Annotated in this window: 11 protein-coding genes and 1 tRNA gene; 9 read left to right on the top strand and 3 right to left on the bottom strand. The window is 28.7% G+C overall.

The genetic code is table 11. The annotated features are described in order from the left end of the window. Nucleotides 1–68 precede the first annotated feature (68 nt). Nucleotides 69–2,252: a glutamine synthetase III gene (locus tag WHD07_RS16660; protein WP_343329305.1), complete on the bottom strand. Its 2,184-nt coding sequence runs from the start codon at nt 2,250–2,252 to the stop codon at nt 69–71. Between the two features lie 168 nt (nt 2,253–2,420). Between WHD07_RS16660 and WHD07_RS16655 the strand changes: the two genes are divergently transcribed. The 4 genes from WHD07_RS16655 to WHD07_RS16640 all read left to right on the top strand — a co-directional run bounded on the left by WHD07_RS16655 (nt 2,421) and on the right by WHD07_RS16640 (nt 6,299). Then, entirely contained in the window at nt 2,421–3,446 is a 1,026-nt protein-coding gene (locus tag WHD07_RS16655) for a glutamine synthetase beta-grasp domain-containing protein (protein WP_105047854.1), read from the top strand. A 184-nt stretch (nt 3,447–3,630) separates the two neighbouring features. Continuing rightward, a complete protein-coding gene (locus WHD07_RS16650; protein WP_343329304.1) occupies nt 3,631–5,256 on the top strand; it encodes a sensor histidine kinase in 1,626 nt (541 codons plus the stop codon). Continuing rightward, nucleotides 5,249–5,875 carry a response regulator transcription factor gene (locus WHD07_RS16645; protein WP_343329303.1) on the top strand — a complete coding sequence of 209 codons (627 nt, stop codon included), beginning with the start codon at nt 5,249–5,251 and terminating at the stop codon, nt 5,873–5,875. The genes WHD07_RS16650 and WHD07_RS16645 overlap by 8 nt, the downstream gene beginning before the upstream one ends. 124 nt (nt 5,876–5,999) lie before the next feature. Beyond that, a complete protein-coding gene (locus tag WHD07_RS16640; RefSeq protein WP_343329302.1) occupies nt 6,000–6,299 on the top strand; it encodes a hypothetical protein in 300 nt (99 codons plus the stop codon). Between the two features lie 81 nt (nt 6,300–6,380). On the opposite strand, the gene WHD07_RS16635 is transcribed toward WHD07_RS16640, so the two are convergent. Beyond that, a complete protein-coding gene (locus WHD07_RS16635; RefSeq protein ID WP_343329301.1) occupies nt 6,381–7,313 on the bottom strand; it encodes a calcium/sodium antiporter in 933 nt (310 codons plus the stop codon). Between the two features lie 704 nt (nt 7,314–8,017). Here WHD07_RS16635 and WHD07_RS16630 point away from each other — a divergent pair. The 5 genes from WHD07_RS16630 to WHD07_RS16610 all read left to right on the top strand — a co-directional run bounded on the left by WHD07_RS16630 (nt 8,018) and on the right by WHD07_RS16610 (nt 17,023). Next, nucleotides 8,018–8,248, top strand: a complete 231-nt coding sequence (locus WHD07_RS16630; protein ID WP_105047849.1) for a DUF2007 domain-containing protein — start codon at nt 8,018–8,020, stop codon at nt 8,246–8,248. A 61-nt stretch (nt 8,249–8,309) separates the two neighbouring features. Beyond that, nucleotides 8,310–8,383, top strand: a tRNA-Arg gene (locus WHD07_RS16625). A 431-nt stretch (nt 8,384–8,814) separates the two neighbouring features. Next, nucleotides 8,815–9,303 (top strand): hypothetical protein, encoded by a 489-nt coding sequence (locus WHD07_RS16620; protein ID WP_343329300.1) that lies wholly within the window; start codon nt 8,815–8,817, stop codon nt 9,301–9,303. A gap of 611 nt (nt 9,304–9,914) precedes the next feature. Further along, complete coding sequence (locus tag WHD07_RS16615; protein WP_343329299.1) at nt 9,915–13,211, top strand: Eco57I restriction-modification methylase domain-containing protein; 3,297 nt, start codon at nt 9,915–9,917, stop codon at nt 13,209–13,211. A gap of 11 nt (nt 13,212–13,222) precedes the next feature. Continuing rightward, nucleotides 13,223–17,023, top strand: a complete 3,801-nt coding sequence (locus tag WHD07_RS16610) for a hypothetical protein (protein ID WP_343329298.1) — start codon at nt 13,223–13,225, stop codon at nt 17,021–17,023. Nucleotides 17,024–17,330: 307 nt separating this feature from the next. Here WHD07_RS16610 and WHD07_RS16605 read toward each other — a convergent pair whose 3' ends face one another. Beyond that, a complete protein-coding gene (locus WHD07_RS16605) occupies nt 17,331–18,527 on the bottom strand; it encodes a primase-helicase family protein (protein WP_343329297.1) in 1,197 nt (398 codons plus the stop codon). Between the last annotated feature and the right edge of the window lie 2 nt (nt 18,528–18,529).

Here is an 18,529-nt window from a genome sequence, read left to right as displayed (position 1 = left end):
TGTGTTGTAAGTTGCAAATTTAGTCTTTTACACAAAAATTCCTACCGTAAAGTAAGATGTTTTTATGATTATCGTGTAAATAATAATTCTCTATACTTTGTAAGTGGCCATAAATTGTCATCTACCATGGTTTCTAATTCATCGCAATGAAACCTTATTTCTTTTAGAAATGGTTTTACTTTAAGACAATAATATTCTGCACATTTTAAGCCCGTATATTTATTAGCTTTCAATTTTTCTTCTTCCATTTTAATAACCAAAGCATTTATTTGAGTAATATGTTTAGAAATCACCATAATTAACTCTATTTGTTCTTTGGCGATGTTTTTATATTCCTCACCAAAAATTTCTTTTAGATTTTTAGTATTTTCTAATAACGTATTTTGATAAATTATAGCTGTTGGCACTACTTGATTTCTAGCAATATCTGCCAACACACGCCCCTCTATTTGTACTTTTTTAGTATAAGATTCTAAATCAATTTCATAACGAGCTTCTAGTTCTATACTACTCATTACCTCCATTTCTTCAAACAACGCAATTGCTTTTTCAGAAACCTTTACTTTTAAGGCTTCTGGTGTTGTTTTATAATTACTTAAGCCACGTTTTTTAGCTTCTTTTTCCCACGCTTTACCGTAACTATCTCCATCGAAACGGATGGCTTTTGAATCTTTTATATATTCTCTTAAAATATTAAAAACAGCTTCATCTTTTTTTAGATCTTTTTCCTCTACCAAAGCATCAACTTCTATCTTAAATTCTTTTAATTGTTTTGCTACAATGGTATTTAAAACAGTCATTGGTATGGCACAATTAGCCAAAGAACCAACAGCCCTAAATTCAAACTTGTTTCCTGTAAATGCAAAAGGAGATGTTCTGTTTCTATCTGTATTGTCTAATAAAATTTCAGGAATTTTACCGATAATATTTAGCTTTAAATCTGTTTTTTCTTGCGGAGATAACTTTCCTTTTGTTACGTTTTCTAACTCATCTAAAACGGCAGATAATTGGCTACCAATAAATACAGATATAATTGCAGGTGGAGCTTCATCAGCACCTAAACGGTACTCATTACTTGCAGATGCTATAGAAGCTCTTAACAACTCTTCGTAATTATAAACCGCCTTAATAGTGTTTATAAAAAAGGTAAGAAACTGCAAGTTTTTCATTGGTGTCTTACCAGGACTTAACAAATTAGTTCCGTTACCTGTAGCTAAAGACCAATTGTTATGTTTACCAGAACCATTAATACCCGCAAATGGTTTTTCATGAAATAACACCTTAAATTTATGTCTTCTAGAAACTTTTTGCATTACGTCCATCAACAAAGAATTATGGTCTACCGCTAAATTTGCCTCTTCAAAAATAGGTGCAATTTCAAACTGATTAGGTGCTACTTCATTATGCCTTGTTTTTACAGGAATTCCCAATAACATACACTCTTGCTCTAAATCTTGCATAAAACTCATAGCCCTTGCAGGAATGGTTCCAAAATAATGATCGCCTAATTGCTGCCCTTTTGCAGGAGAATGCCCTAATAAAGTTCTACCTGTTAATTGTAAATCTGGTCTTGCAAGCATTAAAGCATCATCAATTAAAAAAAATTCTTGCTCCCAACCTAAGGTTGCATTTACACTACTTGCATTTTTATCAAAATATTTACAAACAGCCGTGGCATGTGTATCTATAGCTTGTAAAGCTCTAAGTAAAGGTGTTTTATTATCTAATGCTTCTCCAGTATAAGCCACAAAAATAGTAGGAATACAAAGTGTGGTTTCGTAAATAAAAGCTGGTGAAGTAGGATCCCAAGCTGTATATCCTCTTGCTTCAAACATATTTCTAATACCTCCATTAGGAAAACTTGATGCATCTGGCTCTTGCTGAACGAGTTGCTCTCCATCAAACTTTTCCATGGCTAAACTACCGTTTATAGACTCAAAAAAAGCATCGTGCTTTTCTGCAGTTGCCCCTGTAAGTGGCTGAAACCAATGCGTATAATGGGTAGCACCTTTAGACATTGCCCAATCTTTCATACTCACCGCAACTTGGTCTGCAATCTTTCTATCTATTTTGGTTCCATGCTCAATTGCATTCATTACACTTTCATAAGCAGCACGTGTAAGATACTGTTGCATAGCATATTTGTTAAATACATTTTGTCCAAAAAGTGTTGACCTTTTTTCGTTTTGAATCACTTTTACAGGACTTCTCTGTAGTGTTTCTTGCAAAGCATTGAATCTAATCCTTGACATATTATTAAAATTTTCTACTTATTTTTAACTTTAAACAAATATACCCTTTAGAAATTAGGGATAAAATTATTTTTTATGCTTTTTAAATATTTACCCCCTCTTTTTTTTGATATGTAACTAAATTATTTGATTTTTGTAGAACGAACATCACATAAACAATTATATATTATGGCAAAAATTAAATTAGAATACATTTGGTTAGACGGATATTTTCCAACTCAGAATATGAGAAGTAAAACCAAAGTTGAAGAGCATGAAAACTTTCAAGGAACTATAGAAGAGCTAGATAATTGGTCTTTTGATGGTTCGTCTACAAGACAAGCTTCAGGTGGAGCTTCAGACTGTTTACTTAAACCTGTTGCAATCTATCCAGACCCTGCAAGAATTAATGGTTACTTAGTAATGACAGAAGTTTTAAATGCAGATGGTACTCCTCACGTTTCTAATGGTAGAGCTACTATAGAAGATGAAGATGATGATTTTTGGTTTGGTTTTGAGCAAGAATATTTCATAATGGATACAAAAACACAATTACCTTTAGGTTTCCCTATTGGTGGTTATCCAGCTCCACAAGGAATGTATTACTGTTCTGTAGGTGGTAAAAATACACATGGTAGACTTCTAGTTGAAGAACATGCAGATTTATGTATTGATGCAGGTTTAAATTTTGAAGGAATTAACCAAGAAGTAGCATCTGGACAATGGGAATTTCAATTATTTGCCAAAGGAGCAAAAAAAGCAGGTGATGAAATTTGGATTGCTCGTTATTTATTAGATAGATTAACAGAACAACATGGTTACTATATTGAATATCATCCAAAACCATTAGGTAAAGATATGGATTGGAATGGTTCTGGTATGCATGCAAACTTCTCTAACACTGTTTTAAGAACTTGTGGTTCTAAAGAAACATATGAAAAAATATGTGAAGCATTTAGACCTGTTGTAAAAGAACATATTGCTGTTTATGGTGAGTTTAACGACCAACGTTTAACAGGTGAACATGAAACTGCTTCTATACATGATTTCTCTTACGGAGTTTCAGATAGAGGTGCATCTATTAGAATACCTATTATCACTGTAGAAAAAGGTTGGAAAGGTTGGTTAGAAGACAGAAGACCTGCTTCTAATGGTGACCCATACAAAATTGCTGGTAGAATTATTAAAACTGTAAAGTCTGCTAATATTAACTAATTTTTAATATTTTAATTTCTTAAAGAATCCGTTTTCTTAACTGAAAACGGATTCTTTTTATTTACAGAATCACCAAACTAATAACAGATTAATTAAATATTTTTATTTATAATATATTTGCCTAAAGACTTACATTAATTATTCTGCTGTTAGCATGAAAGTAAAAAAATGGATTTTATTAATAATGAACACACTGGTAATTTTTGTAGTTACTGCTGTGTCTTTAAGCTTTTATTTTGAATTCTCTAAAGTTTTAGACCAACGTATCTTATTGCACTTAAACTCTATTAAAACACTAAAAAAAATACAATTAGAACGTTTAATAGACAAAGAATGGAATGCCTTTAATTACACTAGTCTCCCTAAAAATACGATTATAAAATTACCTGAAAACAAGTTTTTAACTCCTGGTATTTATGATTTAACAGACTTACACCCAACAAAACAGACTTCCGTTGGGTTGATAAAAATTAAAGATAGTATTCGATATTTAAAAATTATTTCTTATCAAAAAATAAAACAAATCTTATTAGAACGAACAGGAATGGGATCTAGCGGAGAATCTTACCTTGTAGGATCTGATTACAGATTACGTTCTCAGTCTCGATTTTCCCCTACAATTACCCCTTATAAAATAGCTGCAAAAACAAAAGGAACCACCAATGCTTTTAAAAAAGGAAATGGAAATGGTGTTTTTTTAGATTATAGAAATATAAAAGTATATAGTGTATACAATCCTTTACAAATAGGCAATTTAAATTGGGTAATTCTCTCTGAAATTGATGTAGATGAAGTTACCATTCCGCTGCAAAAAATGCGTTTAAAACTGGTTATTCTAACTTTAATTATTATTACCATATCCATAATACTATCGCTGTTTTTAACAAAAATAATTACAGAACCTATCAAAAAAATACAGAATAGCATCCTTTTAATGGTTAAAGGCGATTATAAAAACAATTTATCTATAAAAAATAGTCCTACAGAAATCATAGAAATAGCCAATGCTTTAAACAATCTAAAAGCGATGTTATCTGGAGCCGTTGCTTTTTCTATGGATATAGGAGAAATGAACCTAACATCAGAATATCAACCTAAAAGTAATTCTGATTTATTAGGACACAGTTTATTAAAAATGCGAGAAAAACTGGCTTCTTATAGAAATATAGAAAAAGAAATAAACCTATCTACTAAACGCTATCTGGTAGAAGGCCTCGAAAACGAAAGAGCGAGATTAGCTAGAGAATTACATGATGGTATTGGCCCATTATTAATAACAGTCAGACTTTATATTCAGAATAATATTTATGATAAAACTCATAAAGAAACCATGAAGAATATGATTGATACCACAATTACCGAAGTAAGACAGATGACAAATATTTTAATGCCCACAAGCTTAGACAATTTTGGCATTGGTGTTACACTTATTAACTACATTAATACGATTAAAAAATCTATTAAAGCTTCTATATTCTTTGAAGATCTTACAAAAAAAGAAAAATCTAAGATCAACAAAAAACAAGAAATAAATCTTTTTAGAATAACACAAGAGTTAATTAATAATTCAATTAAACACTCTAAAGCTACAGAAATAAGAATTACATTAACTGAGTTTAATGATTTTTTATCTTTATATTATTTTGATAACGGTATTGGTTTTGATATTAAAAATGTAACCATGGGCGCAGGTATTTCTAACATAAAAGAACGAGTAGAAATTTTTGACGGTACTTTTCTAATAGAATCGACTACCAATAGCACTGTTTTTGAAATTGAAATGCCTATAAAAAACGATAAAAATGATTAAAATTGTAATTACGGATGACCATAATTTATTTAGAATGGGGTTGGCAGAACTTCTTAAAAAGCAAAAAGATATTGATGTTATTGCCGAATTATCTGATGGTACAGAGTTTTTAAATTTTTTATCAGAAAAAAATGATATTGATATTGTTTTACTAGATATAAACATGCCAAATCTAGATGGTTTTGAAGTTTTAAGAAAATTAAAAAAGCTAAATAGCATTGTAAAACCAATTATCTTATCGATGCACGATGATGGAAACTACATTGCCAAATGTGCTAAAAACGGAGCTTTTGGATACCTACTAAAAAACACCGATGAAGATGAGCTTCTTAAAGCTATAAGAATTGTTGCAAGAGGAAAAAAATATTTTAGCCATCAGATTTCTGAAAAGATGATTAATTTTATGTCTGCACAACACACTAGTCAAAAAAAATTATCAAACAAAGAATCGGAAGTTTTAACCCTAATTAGTAAAGGCTTAACTACAAAAGAAATTGCTTCAAAATTATTTGTTAGTTCTAGAACCATAGAAACGCATCGTGCTAATATCTTAAAAAAACTAGAAGTTAAAAACACTGCATCTTTAATTAAAAAAGCAACAGAAAACAACCTTATCTAAATTTCTTATCCGTATAAATACGGATGCAAAATACCAATATTCTTATAATAGCAGAACACCACTTTCTAAAGTATTTTTACAAAAGCTAAATGATAGTATTTAGTATAATTTAAAAACTTTTATTATGAAAAATACAAGTTTAATTGTAATGTTATTATTCGTTTCAGTATCGGTATTTGCTCAAAAAAGAAATGAATTTACGGGACCAGAGCATAAAAATTACAAACCTTGGATGAACAAAGCAGAAAAGACATTAGTATTTAAAAATACAAGTAAAAAAGCATTAAAAGGATCTGAAATAAAAAACCAAAAAATGTGGGAAACCAGTAATAAAGATTTAAAATTAATCTCTTTTACCAAATCTAATAAAACCAAACTAACAGGACCTGCATATAAAAATTATAAGCCTTGGAAAAAAGACTAAACTTACTTTAATTTCATCTTTAAAAAAACTCTTGTATCTTTTCTATACAAGAGTTTTTTTTACAACGTAACTTAAAAACAGTTACACTGTTACATATAAAAAGGCCAAATATGCTATTAATAAAAGCACACCATCTTTCCAATTTAAACGATATCCTTTCGGTATAAAAACCAAAGGCAATACGATAAAAGAAATTCCTAACATCCAAAAAATATCATTTGTTAACAATCCTTGATCTTTAACCGCTACAGGTGTTATTATCGACGTAATTCCTAAAACCGCTAAAATATTAAATACGTTAGAACCAATAAGGTTTCCTAAAGAAATTGCTTTTTCTTTCTTTAAAACGGCTATAATAGACGCTGCAAGCTCAGGAATACTGGTTCCTATAGATACTACTGTAACAGCAATTACTCTTTCACTTACCCCAAACTCTAACGCTAAAGAAGTAGCCCCTTTTATCAATAATTCTGAACCACCCCAAAGACCTAGACCTCCAAGAACTAAAAAAAGTGCAATTTTATACAATGGCAAAGGCTCATCATCTTCTGGCACCTCATCTAAAACAGCAGTTTTTTGAAAACGCAATAAATATATTAGAAAGATTACTAAAAAAGAAAACATAATAATCCCTTCATTTCGAGTTATTACATTATCTCCACTTAAAAAAAAGTACAATAAAACAGACGCAATCATCATAACCGGCCAATCTGTTTTGTAAAAACTTTTTTGAACATTCATGGTTCCAAATAATAAAGTAATTCCTAAAACCAAGCCTAAATTAGCAATATTAGAACCAATTACATTCCCCAAAGCTAAATCAGATGCTCCACTTAAAGCAGCATTAATACTTACAATAAGCTCTGGTGCCGAAGTTGCAAAAGAAACAACCGTCATACCAATTACTATTTTAGGAATATCTAATTTTAAAGATAAAGCAACCGCCGATTTTAACAACCAATTACCTCCTAAAATTAACAATACCAAACCACCTATTATTAATAAAAAATTCATGTGTTATAGTTTTGGGCGAAGATACATTTTTATCACTTTAAGAAGAAAAGAAAAAATGAAAAGCCCCAAATAAGCATTTTAAAACACCCTTTTTCCTTTGCTATAGAAAAAAAGCAAGTGCACACGCCTTTAAATACTACAACTTTTACACATAAAACCCAATTATCACTTACAATAAATCACAGTATTCAAGCAAATAAACTTACATATTAAAACTAAAAACACTTTAACTGTTATAAATAGAAAATCAATTTAATTAATAAGTAATTGTTCTTTTGGTAGTAAGCCTTCAATGGTTATATATTGATAAGACAATTTCGAAATTGACCAAAATTATTAACTTAAAAACCCAAATTACTATGTTTATTATCTTAATTAAATTTACTGAAACCATCTCTGATCTTATATTTGAAGTTTTATTTTAACAAAAAAAATAACGCAACAAAAGAGGAAAAGAAAAAAAAGTAACTTATCTTTAAACAACTCAAATTTTAAACCTTGAGTTGTTTATTTTAGTAAATTTAGTCGTTTATTAACGACTAACAAAAAGCAAGTTTTAAAACACTTGTAAAAATAAAAAAATGAACCTTACCTTCCTTCTTAAAACAAGGATTGGATATTCTAAAGCGACTAAAATTCAACCAATAATTGTTGGATAGATGGCTTTTATTACTAAAAACTCATTAAACTAAAAAAACAATATTATGTTAGAAAAATATACAAAAGTGTTTACTGATAATTCTATATTAGTAAATCGATTACACTCCTTATTAAAAGAAGAAGGCATTGACTCAAGAATAACCGACCGCGTAGAATCTGGAAGGTTAGCAGGTTTTGGTGTTCCTACTAATTCTGTAGAGTTATTTATACATAATACCGATGTAGAAAAAGCGCAACCAATTATAGATTCTTTTAAAAATAAAATAAATTCGTAAAAAAAAAAGACAATTCTCTTTCCATTATCAAAAAATGATATTATATTTGCACCCGCTTAACGGCCATGTGGCGCAACTGAATAGCGCACTTGATTACGGCTCAAGAGGTTCTAGGTTTGAATCCTAGCATGGTCACTTGAAAACCAGCACTTTACAACGCTTTTGTAAAGGCTGGTTTTTTTATTTGCCCACAATTTGCCCACAAAACAAGAATTAACCCACCTTTATTTTTCTTTAAAAAAGTATTTCTAACCCCTTATGTTTATTAGCTTGTATTAAAAAACTGATATGCCTATTAAAAACTGACTACTTTTTAAACAAAAAAAAATCACCTTCCACTACCCTCATTAAATTACAAAGGCAAGCCTTAAATTTCATAACTTCTAAATAAAGAAGTAAAACAAATCAATTACATTAAATAACAAGAACCAAAACAAAACTTTCCTACTAAGATTTTAAAAGAATTATAAACTACAAATAAAATCATATTATTTTATCCTTTTACTGAATCCCGTAAACCTTAAGCAATAGATAAATGTAATTTTACCTACTAAAAATCTTAAATTATGAAAACAGTAAAAAGACTTTCGTTTTTAATTTTATTAATTACAACCCTTATGTCTTGCGTTCCTGCAAGAACCGCTATTACCTCACCAGAAGCAGCAACAAAAAATGTTGATACACAATCTGACAAAAACTCTAATTTTATTAAAGCTAATGAATGGATGGTTCAAACATTTAATAATGCAAAAAGTGTTATTCAGTTTAAAGATAAAGAAGCTGGAATTGTAAAAGGTAAATACGTTATGAAAGAAGGAACTATTAGCACAAGTCCTTATGTTAAAAGTATACCAACCTTTTTCTCTGTAATAACAATTAGAGTAAAAGATAACGCTTCAAGAATAGAAATAGAAGCACCATCAGGAATGTATTCTCAAAAAGCTATGGGAGTAGAATATGGTTTTACCGAAGAAACTTTTAAAACGGAAGCAAATCGTTTGATAAATGAATTTGAAATTTACATGAAAAAAGCTTCTACAAATGATAATTGGTAATTAAACTACTTTTTTGAGCAACAATAAAAAAGCCCTTACAGTATTAAACTTAAGGGCTTCTTACAATAGGAATTAAAATTAGGAAATAACAAAACTCAAAAAAAAGTAATGCAAACCATTTTTTAATAGTATTGCAACAACATTGCTTTAATGTTATACAAAACAACTCAAAACATTAATAGTACAAATAAACATATCCCTAAAAGTAAAAAGTATTGCAGCAGTAATACAAAAGTATTGCTCCTCTTTATGAATCTATTTTTATTTTAAAGTAAAAAGGATTGCTAAAAATTCACAAAAAAACATAAAACCACATCAAAATAAAGTATTGTGTTACAAAAACAGAAAAGTATTGCTCTAATTGATGCTACAGTACAAAATTATCAGACAATACTACTTTTATCGTTGCAATACAAAAAGTATTGTTTCTAGATTAAATTGTTATTTAAACAAAATAACAGTCCCCAAACAATAAAAAAAAAGTATTGCAATCTTAAATTTTAAAACCAACAATTAAAAGAAAGTGTATTATTTAAAATTCAATAGTAAAAAAGACAGTAATGTATTATTAAAATTATATTTTTAATGTTCAAAAAAATTGCAAGCTATCAATGTCATTATTCCAACCATCAGTTTTAAAGGAGCAACTAAACTTACAAGATAAAGAGGTCATTAAAAAAGCATATAACAAATATGTAAAATACTTCTTAAACCAAACTATTCAAGAAAATATTAGAAGCTCTAAAGAAGAAGAATATCAAGGTATTTTTTTAACAGAGTTATTTGTAAATATTTTAGGATATACATTAAAACCAAAAGCAGACTTTAATTTAGTTGCAGAATATAAAAACCAAACCAATTCTAGAAAAGCAGACGGAGCAATACTAAATAAAAGTATTGCAATTGGTGTTATAGAATTAAAAGGTACAAACACCAAAGACTTAGAAAGTATACGCAAGCAAGCTTTTGATTATAAAGCAAATCAAAAAGGGAGTGTTTATGTAATTACTTCTAATTTTGAAAAATTACGTTTTTATATAAATGATGCTACAGAGTTTGAAGAGTTTAATTTATTTGAATTAACTCCAGAACGTTTTGAACTATTTTATTTATGTCTACAAAAAGACAATATCATAAACAATGTTCCTTTAAAAATTAAAGAAGCATCTATTGTACAAGAAGAGAAAATAACCAAAGAATTTTACAAAGATTACTCACTTTTTAAAAGAGAGCTATATAGAGATTTAGTAAAGCAAAATGCTAAGAGATTAAAATTAGAAGCGTCATTGCGAGGAACGAAGCAATCTGTTGATGAACAATCTAAGGAAGAAACGCTAGAGCAACAACAATTAGAAAAAAACGTAAAACTTACCTTATTTAAAAAATCTCAAAAACTTATAGATCGTTTCTTATTTATTTTCTTTGCAGAAGACAGAGGTTTATTACCCTCTAATAGTACAGAACAAATATTAGAAAAATGGAAAGCAGACTTAGATTTTGGTGATGAAAGACCTCTTTACAATCTTTTTAAGCAATACTTTAGTTTTTTAGACAAAGGAAGACAAGGTACTAAGAGCAGAGGTGAAATTTACGCTTATAACGGCGGTTTATTTAAAGAAGATACTTTACTAGACAATTTAGAAATAGATAATGAACTACTCTACAAACACACCCACAAATTAGCAGGATACGATTTTGAAAGTCAGGTTGATGTTAATATTTTAGGACACATTTTTGAAAACTCTTTAAATGAGATTGAAAGTGTAAATGCAGAAATTGAAGGAGCTAATTTTGATAAACAAACCAGCAAGCGTAAAAAAGATGGTGTTTTTTACACACCAAAATACATTACCAAATACATTGTAGAAAATACAGTGGGTAAATTGTGCATAGAAAAAAAAGTAGCATTAGGTATTAAAGAAGAAGAATACTTTAAAGGACGTAAGAACAGAAATAAGACCACAATTGCTAAATTAGTAGACTTATTAGACACCTACAGAGATTGGCTCTTACAATTGACTATTTGCGACCCTGCTTGTGGTTCTGGCGCATTTTTAAACCAAGCATTAGATTTTTTAATAAAAGAACACACCTATATAGATGAACTAAAAACAAAAGTATTAGGTGGTGGTTTACAGTTTTCTGATATTGAAAACACCATTTTAGAAAACAATATTTTTGGGGTAGATTTAAACGAAGAATCTGTAGAAATAGCCAAACTATCCTTATGGCTACGTACAGCGCAACCCCGCCGTAAACTAAACAACTTAAACTCTAATATTAAATGTGGCAACTCATTAATTGATAGTAAAGCCGTTGCAGGTAATAAAGCCTTTAATTGGTTAGAACAATTCCCTAAAGTATTTGAAAAAGGTGGTTTTGATGTGATTATTGGCAATCCACCTTATGTTAGACATGAGTTAATCACTATAATAAAACCATATTTACAGAAAAAATTTAAATGCTATAATGGTACAGCAGACTTGTATACATATTTCTATGAGAAAGGAATAGAAATATTAAATGAGAATGGTGTTTTTAGTTTTATAACACCTAATAAATTCATTGAGTCTAACTATGGTAAAAATCTAAGACAATATTTGAATAATTTCAATATTATTGAGATTGTCGATTTTGGAGAATTACAAGTTTTTAGTGATGCATCTACTTTTCCATGTATATTCACTCTTAATAAAAAAGCTTCTTCCATATTTAGTTATTCGAAAGTATCATCATTAGATTTCACTGATTTAAAGCAGGTAATAAATAATTCAGCAATAAATATAAAACCAAAAAATTGGATATTTATACCTAAAATGGAAAGTGATCTATTAAATAAAATATCTTCTTTAGGTAAAGAATTGAAAGAGTATGTTGGTGGCGAAATTAAATTTGGCCTTAAAACTGGACTAAATAAAGCATATGTCATATCCAGTCAAAAATATCAAGAATGGCTAAAAGTTGACCCTACCATTAGCCAAGTCGTAAAACCATTTATAAACGGTACTGACTCACGGAAGTATTTTATTGAAGAATCCAACGAATATGTTATAATGGCTAAGATAGGTACAGACCTTAGCAAGTATGACTTAGTTTATAATCACCTAAAGAGTTTTAAAAAAGAATTAGAAAAAAGGTCAGATAAAGGGAATCTATGGTATGAATTCCGCACATGTTCCTACTATAATTATTTTGAAGCTTCTAAAATTATTTACCCTGATATAGCCTTAGAGTCTCGGTTTTCCATAGATGCATTGGGACGTACACCTAATGCTACTTTATTTTTGATTCCAAGTGATAATAAGTTTTTATTAGGTGTACTTAATAGTAAGGTTAGTTGGTTCTACCTTAAAAATAATTGTCCTGTTATTGGAGATAAAACCAATAGAGGCAGATTAAGGTTAAAAACAGCTTACATATCCAAATTGCCAATAATTGATATTTTAGATGAATCTATCAGAAGCAAGTTTATTGAGTTAGTTGATAAAATCATTAAGAATAGTCAAAATTTATACTTTTTAAGCAAGAAATTCGAGAACTATTTAGGACATAAATTCCAACTCCAAAAACTCTCCAAAAAACTACAAAATTGGCACGAGTTAGAATTTGGAGAATTTATAAAAGAGTTAAACAAAGCCATAAAAGCTAATAACAAATTACGAGAAAAAGCCGCTTTAATAGATTTAGGTGAAAAAGAAGGTGAGCTAAAAGAAGGTACCCCTTTTGTAATAGTGCCAACACTAACAAAAAAAGACGAGTTTGAGTGGTTAGACCTCTTTGAAGAAAACAAACAAAAAGTACAAGCCTTACAAGCCCAAATTAACCAAACAGATAAGGAAATTGATGCTATGGTTTATGAATTATATGGTTTAACGGATGATGAAATTAAGATTGTAGAGAATAGTTAATACACCCAAAAATGAATTCAATTACTTTAGAAAATATAACCAATTTAAAAGCAGAACAATTAACTCAACTTCTATTGATGCTTTTGCATTTAGAACACAAGAAGTACAATTTTCCTAATTGTTATATTAGTGTACCTCAGAATATAACAACTCCAGACGGTGGAGAAGATGGAAGAATAACAACAACAGATTACAAAGATTCAAGATGGATTGTTGATGTTTTTTGCCTAATTCAAGCTAAAGCAACTTCAATGTCTAGGGTACAGTGTAAAAAAGAAATTTTAAATACAAAAAATGACGCTTTAAAGGTTCAAGTTAAAGAGGTTTTTGATAAAAATGGCACTTATATATTATTTACAACGGATAATTATGTTGAGCAGAATTTACAAGACAGAATTGATGGTTTTAGAGAAGCTGTAAAGTCGGTTGAAAGTGAAGAATATAGCAATAATGTAAAAATAAAAATTTATGATGCTAATTTCATAAAGGATTGGACAAATGAATATATTTCCGCTGTTTCTTATGTTCAGTTATTGTGTGGTATACAAAGACCCCTTGGACTTCAAATTTGGGATGAATTTAAATCTTACAAAAGCAACCAATCGAATTTTAAAACTAATCCTACATTAAACTCTGTAATCGAACAAATTAGAAATAATATTTCAAAAAAAAATATAAGAATTGAAGGAGTATCTGGTATTGGTAAATCAAGATTAGTTTGTGAAGCATTGTCACCTGGGGACAAAGATGCATATGGAAACTATGATTTGGTAAGGAAATCAATTTCAGATAGTGTTATATATTTTGATTTAGGAGTAAAAAATAATGCTTCATCTATATTAGACTTCATAAAAAGTTTAGGCACAACACATCCTGCTACACTTGTATTAGATAATTGCGAACCTATTTTTCATCAACAATTTCTTATAGAGGCGGAAAGAACTGGAGGAGTAATTAATATTATATCTATAGATTATGAAAAATGGTCAAACTCAGATTTTCTTGAATGTGATAGAATTGAGTTGAAAAGTGAATTTTATAAATCTGTCGTTGCTGATATTCTGAAAGAAGAGTATTCCGAAAAACTTAGTGATTCTGCTATAAATTATCTTATTGAATTCTCTGAAGGGAATCCTAAAATGGCAATTAAATTTGTAGAGTCTGCACTACGTGAACAAAATTTAGGTACAAGCTTTGATAATGATTTAGTTAAAAAATTAATTTTTGGAAGAAGTGAATATAAAAATGGTGAATTTGAGGTATTAAGATTTTTATCTGCTTTTAAATATTTTGAATACCCTTCAGATGAATATTACAACATAAATCCCCAACATTATAATACCTTATTAGAACATATTGAATACTTTTCATTAAAATTAGATATTAAAAAACAAATAATAAGGGAAATAATTTTAAAGTTCATAGAAAAAGGAGTGTTAGAACGAAGAGGGCACAAAATTATTATAAGACCAAATCCTTTATCATTAAAATTATCGTTATTATTTTGGCAAGCTTTAGCTCCTCCAGAATATGAAGGTTTTGTTACTAATTTACCCACAACATTAAAAAATCCAGTTGTAGAACAATTACAACAATTAGGAAATAATGATACTGTAAAAGATTTAATTGTAAAGTTTTGGGGTGTTGATGGAAATTTTTCTACAGAGGAAATTTTAAATTCTAATATGGGGTCACGCCTTTTTCGCTCAATTGCAACCGTGAATCCTGAGGCGACTGTTAAGGTATTAACTAAAAATTACTTAAATCAACCTAAAGAATATCTTGAAACTAAAGTAGAAGGAAGACAAAACCTTGTTTGGGCATTGGAAAAATTATGTTTTAGAAGAGAAACTTTTATTGAGTCTGCAAAGGTTTTAATGTGTTTTGCTGTTGCTGAAATTGAAACATATTATTCCAATAACGCTACGAGTTATTTTACACAACTTTTCAGAATATATTTAGCTGGAACTGAAGTTGGTTATTCTCCACGAATAGAAGTTTTAAAATGGGCTTTAGAAAAACAAGATCCAGATTTTAATGCTTTAGTAATAAAAGCTTGTGAAAGAGCATTCACACCGATATCAAATCTACACAAAATGGGCGGTGCAGAAAATCAAGGAGGTCTCCTGCCATTAGAAGATTATAAACCTAATTCAGCTATAGAAATTAATGAATATCGAGAAAAAATATTGGAATTATTGTCAAGTTTTATTTCTCATAAAAATGAATTTCAATTCTCCGCCCAAAGAGTTATTTATAGTAACATATCTGATTTATTTGAATTCAATTACGATATAAATAATCTTAAAATTATTATTGATATAATATTTGAAAACATTGTAGATAGAGATAATTTACTAAAAAGTTTATACGCTCAAGTTAGCTTTATAAGAATAGATGAACCACAAAGACAATTTATTAATGATTATATAGAAAGGTTAAAAACTAATTCAATAGAAGAAAGAATATTATATAATGTCTCTGAACCAAAAATAATTATACGAACGATAAAAGATGAGGACAGTTATAGTAATAAAGGTAAAAGACTTGCTGAAAAATTTGCCGAAGATGTTATCTATGAAGAAATTGATATTCGTCCATATTTCAAAAACCTTTTAACAGGTTACCAATATAATACATTTGATTTTGGAAAAAAACTTTCCGAATTAAGTATTTATAATCAAGATTTTATTGATGACCTTATATCTGTGGTCTTAACACTTGAAAATAAGCCACATAATTTATCATTTTTATTTGGCTACATTTCGGTTTTAGAACCAGAAAAAATAAATGAAATCTTTAATATTTTCATTTCCAAAAAATCATCCTTTGCGTTTAATATTTTACGCTTTATTGATATTAGTTTTGAAAACGTTTTGAAACTTATTGATTTAGTTAAAAATCATAATATTCAATCAAATAAATTAGATATAATAAAATATGATGTTGTAAAATTAAATCCGAATGACTTAATAAAATATTTTGGTTTAATTAAAAATTTAGAAAATGGTCATATTTTAATATTGGATGCTTTTAGTAATGTATTATGGGTTTCTAGAAACAGTCAATTGGAAATAAACGAAAGCATATTAAATTATATTAAATCAATAGTTAAAGAAGAAAATTTATTAATTAATATCAATTCAACTAGAACAATAGACTTATACTCTTGGGAGCAAATGATGGCGTTTTTGATAAAAAAATTTCAAGTTGAAATTTGTAAGAATATAGCAAACCAAATTGTTGAATATCAAAAATCATTATCGCTTTTATCAAGTGGAGAGCCTCATATAGCAAACATAGCTAATTTAACGTTAGATATTGACTTTGAAAATTGCTGGAATATTTATTCAAAATTAATACTAGAAAAACATACAATTGAATTTTGGAATATTTTTGATATGAGTTTCATAAGTGGCGTGACCGCAAAACATCCATTTTTTTGTAACAAGATTAGAAATAAAAAATTATTAAGCTGGCTTTTAATAAATAGAGAAATAGCACCTTGGGTAATTAGAGTGGCTCCGCTATTTGATGAAAATGGTAAAGATTGGTTTTTATTTACAGAAGAATTAATAAATATTTTTGGTAAGGACAAAACTTTTATTAATGAATTATCTAGTAATCTTCATTCAATGACTACTTGGGGGTCTAGAGTTCCTTTTCTAAAATCAAGATTAAAATTAGTTGAACAACTTAAAGATCATAAAATAAAAGAAGTCCAAGAATGGGCTATTAGTGAGGTAGAGACTTACCAAAAAAGAATAAAAATTGAAGAAATAACAGATGAAGAAGGTTTTTTAGGACTTTAGAAAAAATAATTTGAAAGGAAACGAACTACATTATTAATTTTTTACAAGTTTCAAATGTACAGTTTATAATACCTGTATATCAACAATCTGTTGTTTTTATATGTTTGTGTTGTTTAAATAAAGAAAACACAACATTTTTGTTGTTGGGTTGACAAACGACTCTATCCTCACTATTTATAAGGTTTTTAGGAAGACACATTAGTTCAACAACATGTCAACACAAATTTGAATGTATTTATGTTGACTTATTGTTGAAATATTGTTGTTACACCTCCACCCTACTGCCACTACTTTTACCTTTAAAAAATCAACAATCAACAGAGCTCTTGATAAAATCTTCTTTTTTAAATTCAAAATACCTTCCTTTTTTAGTTTCATAACTAACAATTGATTTTTGTCCTAAACTTTGAGATAAAAAATATATTTTATAACTACCATTCTTAGGCTCAATACCATAATCTAATTTAAGAGTACTTGAAACTTTATTACGGATAGTTCTTATATTGCTTTCTATTAATTTACGCAATAAATCTGATGCAGTATATCTTAAAATATCTACTTCAAAAACCACAAAATCATCAATTAAAATCTCTTTTATCTCCTGGCTTAAATACGTCTTATTGCCTTTTACAACTTTATCTAAGGCTGGTGTATAAATCTGTTCTTTTGTAAACCACATTCTTGTCTGTCTTTCTGTTTTAATTTTTCTCGTATTTAGAAAACACAAAAACTGCGGAATTTCATTCTGTAACTTTTTAAGCATATCCACATCTTCTTTCCCAAACGAGTTTACTTTAATCACCCAATACCTTATTTCTTTTTCATCAATTTGGATAAAGTTTTCTTCATTATTGGAACACAAAATAAATTTTCCAAAAAAATTCGTTTCAACTTTATCCTTACCTTTAGATTCTACTTTATAAGTACTAGCAGTAGATAGGTTTTTAATACGTTCACTATCTTCTCTTTTGTCAAGTAAAACTTCATCTACAGAAATAATAAGTTTAGACGCCCAATCACTATTAAATCTACTTCTAAAATCCTCATTTTTATTAATAGTCATATTTCCTTGAAATATCAATTTTAACCAATTTAAGAAAGAAGTTTTACCCGTATTTCGTTTATCACTAACCAAACATAAAATAGGTAAAATCTGGATTGGTTTTTGCCATAATATGGTTAAATAATCAATACCTAACTCATACTGTTCTCCAAAAATATGCTCTAAAAACTCTATTGTTTTAGGAAACTCTCCTTTTATAAGTTTATGCTCAATCTTCTCATATTCGTTGTAAAAAGAATTAATTTCTTGTTTATAATTTCTATGATCTGGTATTGTAATAAAACCATCATATTTTTTTATAGTTTGAAGATAATCCCTACCATAATCAGTAATTATTTCTCCTTTATTCCATTTTCTCAATACCTTAATAGTATCGCCGCTCAATAATGGAAAATTACAGGTTTTATAATAGTCGGTTCCTATTCTTTTAAAAGTATCCATAA

It is taken from the genome of Polaribacter staleyi, from assembly GCF_038024045.1.
GTDB classification, from domain to species: domain Bacteria; phylum Bacteroidota; class Bacteroidia; order Flavobacteriales; family Flavobacteriaceae; genus Polaribacter; species Polaribacter butkevichii.
This window is presented reverse-complemented; position numbering and strand designations above follow the sequence as displayed.